3 protein-coding genes and 1 pseudogene are annotated in these 2,817 nt (G+C 58.5%); 1 reads left to right on the top strand and 3 read right to left on the bottom strand.

Going from position 1 to position 2,817, the window contains the following annotated elements:
* Window positions 1-157: 157 nt before the first annotated feature.
* Window positions 158-445 (top strand): annotated as a pseudogene (locus CKF42_RS20830) (GNAT family N-acetyltransferase); the annotation flags it as partial.
* A gap of 30 nt (window positions 446-475) precedes the next feature.
* Here CKF42_RS20830 and yjfF read toward each other — a convergent pair.
* From yjfF to CKF42_RS20815, 3 genes are all read right to left on the bottom strand, one after another.
* Window positions 476-1,462 carry a galactofuranose ABC transporter, permease protein YjfF gene (gene yjfF, locus CKF42_RS20825; protein ID WP_111209104.1) on the bottom strand — a complete coding sequence of 329 codons (987 nt, stop codon included), beginning with the start codon at window positions 1,460-1,462 and terminating at the stop codon, window positions 476-478.
* Entirely contained in the window at window positions 1,459-2,475 is a 1,017-nt protein-coding gene (gene ytfT / locus CKF42_RS20820; protein WP_009090336.1) for a galactofuranose ABC transporter, ATP-binding protein YtfT, read from the bottom strand. Before ytfT ends, yjfF begins: the two co-directional genes overlap by 4 nt.
* A partial coding sequence (locus tag CKF42_RS20815; RefSeq protein WP_146239968.1) for an ATP-binding cassette domain-containing protein occupies window positions 2,468-2,817 on the bottom strand: 350 nt, incomplete at its 5' end. The genes ytfT and CKF42_RS20815, both read right to left, overlap by 8 nt.

Raw genomic sequence — 2,817 nt, 5'->3', positions numbered from 1 at the left:
GACTCGCCTCATCCCTGAGGCTCGCCCGCAAGCGGGCCAACGCTTCGCATTGTTCAAAAACGCTCCGGGCGTTTTTGTCCATGCGGCGGACGCTTTACTCCACTGCCCATCATTCCCTCCTTTATGTGGTATTTGAGCTTGTCTTTAAAAGCTAAATACCAGGGCCGCATTCTGCAGCGTTATTCGTTATGAACTGGATGACATCGCGGCAAGGGAATACTGGCTGGGTGAGGTCGTGACAGACAAAAAATTCCGCGGTCAGGGCGTGGCAAAGGCGCTGATTCAGCGGGCGATTGCACGCGCCAGACAACGGCAGATCGCTGAACTCTGGCTCTATACCCCCGATCAACAGGCGTACTATCAGCGTTCAGGATGGCAGGCGGTGGAGCAGCGGCACATAGCCGGAGAAGAGGTGACCGTGATGGTGCTTAACCTTGCGCAGTAACGGGCGGCTCCTGTGAACCGCCCTCTCATATCAGGAACTCAATCGCTTAACCGGCGCGTTCTGCTGACGATCCCAGATCACCGTCAGTAACCGCTGCAGGGCGATAAAGGCAAACAGCAGAATCCCGATGGCGATTTTGGTCCACCAGGAACTCAGCGTGCCGTCGAAATTTATCCATGTCTGAATCAGCCCTTGAATCAACACACCAAACAGCGTGCCTAACACCGTGCCGACACCGCCTGACAACAGCGTGCCGCCAATCACTACCGACGCGATCGCATCCAGCTCTACCCCCAGCCCGGCCAGCGCATAACCTGCTGAGGTATAGATTGAAAACACAATCCCGGCTAGCGTGGCCAGCGTGGTGGAAAGCATATAGATCTTAATAGTGGTGGCGCGCGTCGACACACCCATCAGCTGCGCCGATGTCAGATTGCCGCCGATGGCGTAAACCCGATTACCAAAGCGGGTGCGGTGCGCCAGAATAATCCCGCCTACCACCACCAGCAGCATAATCACCGCCAGCAGACTCAGGCGCCCACCGCCCGGTATTTTCCACGCCAGACCCGACAGCATTGTGTAAAACGGATGATCGATGGGAATCGAATTCTCGGACACCAGATAGCTGCATCCGCGCAGGAAAAACATCCCTGCTAACGTAATAATAAAAGCCGGGATCTTCAGCGCATCGATCAGCCAGCCCATCATGGCACCAAACAGCGCCCCCAGCGCCAGAATCAGCGCAAACGCCAGCAGCGGATTGACATGAAAATCGCCAATTGCGCGCGCCAGAAAGACGCCGGTAAAGGCGATCACTGCGCCGACCGACAGATCGATACCCCCCGATAAAATCACGAAGGTCATTCCCACCGCGATAATGCCCAGAAACGCATTGTCGGTCAGAATGTTGCAAATCACCCGGGTTGAGGCAAAGCCCGGAAACTGCGTCAGGCAGAACAGGTAACCCGCCACAAACACCAGCAAGGTGATCATCAGCGGAAGATGACGTTTGATCATGTCGGCCGTCTCCGTTTCAACATCGCAATAAACCGCGGTGACTGCAGCAACAGCACGCACATCACCACCACCGCTTTCACCACCTGGTTCAGCTCAGGCGGGAAGCCGGAGAGCAGAATCCCGGTATTCATCGACTGAATGATCAGCGCCCCAATCAGCGACAGCACCAGATTAAAACGACCGCCCATCAGCGAGGCTCCGCCAATCACCACGGCCAGAATTGCATCCAGCTCCAGCCATAAACCGGCGTTGTTCGCATCCGCTCCGCGAATATCCGCCGCCACAATCAGCCCCGCCACGGCGGCACAGACACCACTGATCGCGTAGGTCGACATCACCACCAGCCAGCCTGTCACCCCGGCATTGCGGGCCGCGCGCAGGTTGATCCCGACCGCTTCAATGAACAGACCCAGCGCGGTCTTGCGCGTCAGCAGCCATACCGCCAGCGCCACGACCAGCGTAATCCAGACCGGCACCGGCAACATCCACAGTGCGCCGTTGCCAAACCAGCCCAGACTGTCGCTGTCGAAGGTCACAATCTGCCCCTGGGTAATCAACTGGGCGATACCCCGTCCGGCCACCATCAGGATCAGCGTGGCGACAAACGGCTGAATGCGCAGCAGCGCTACCAGCACTCCGTTCCACACGCCGCAGGCCAGCCCGGTTCCCAGCGTGGCAAGGATGATAAACGGCACCCCGTGACCGGCTACGGTCAGCGTCGCGGCGGTTGCGCCGGCTATCGCCATCACCGCACCCACGGAAAGATCGATGCCGCCGGTTGCGATCACCAGCGTCATACCAATCGCCAGCAAGGCGACGGGTGCCGCGCGGTTCAGGATATCGATCGGGCTGCCGAACAGACGACCCTCCTGCAGATGCACGGCAAAAAAGTTATTCGCCACCAGACTGTCAATCAACAGCACCAGCAGCAGCGCCGCAATCTGCGGCATCCCCTGCGGCAGCTTCAGCTTGCGACGCGGCGTTTTTTCAGAAGTCATAGGAGACTCAAGCATGTTTTACTCCTCCGTCAGCGATGGCATTGACAATCGACGCGACCGAAAGCTGCTCCAGGGGGATTTCTGCCACCTGCTTCAGATCGCGCATGATCAACACCCGATCGGCATAGCCCACCAGCTCTTCGAGTTCAGAGGAGATCACCAGCAGCGCCAGACCGTCGGCGCACAGGGATTCGATTAAACGGATAATCTCGGCGTGCGCACCCACATCAATGCCGCGCGTCGGCTCGTCGAGGATCAAAAACTGCGGTTTCGTCACCAGCCAGCGCGACAGCAGCACCTTCTGCTGGTTGCCGCCCGATAACAGCTCTACCGGCTGCTCCGCGTGCGGTGTGCGGA

The organism is Pantoea sp. ARC270 (genome assembly GCF_003236725.1).
In the GTDB taxonomy this organism is placed as follows: Bacteria; Pseudomonadota; Gammaproteobacteria; order Enterobacterales; family Enterobacteriaceae; genus Pantoea; species Pantoea anthophila.
Note: the sequence above shows the minus strand (reverse complement) of the source record. Positions and strands in the feature narration are given on the sequence as shown.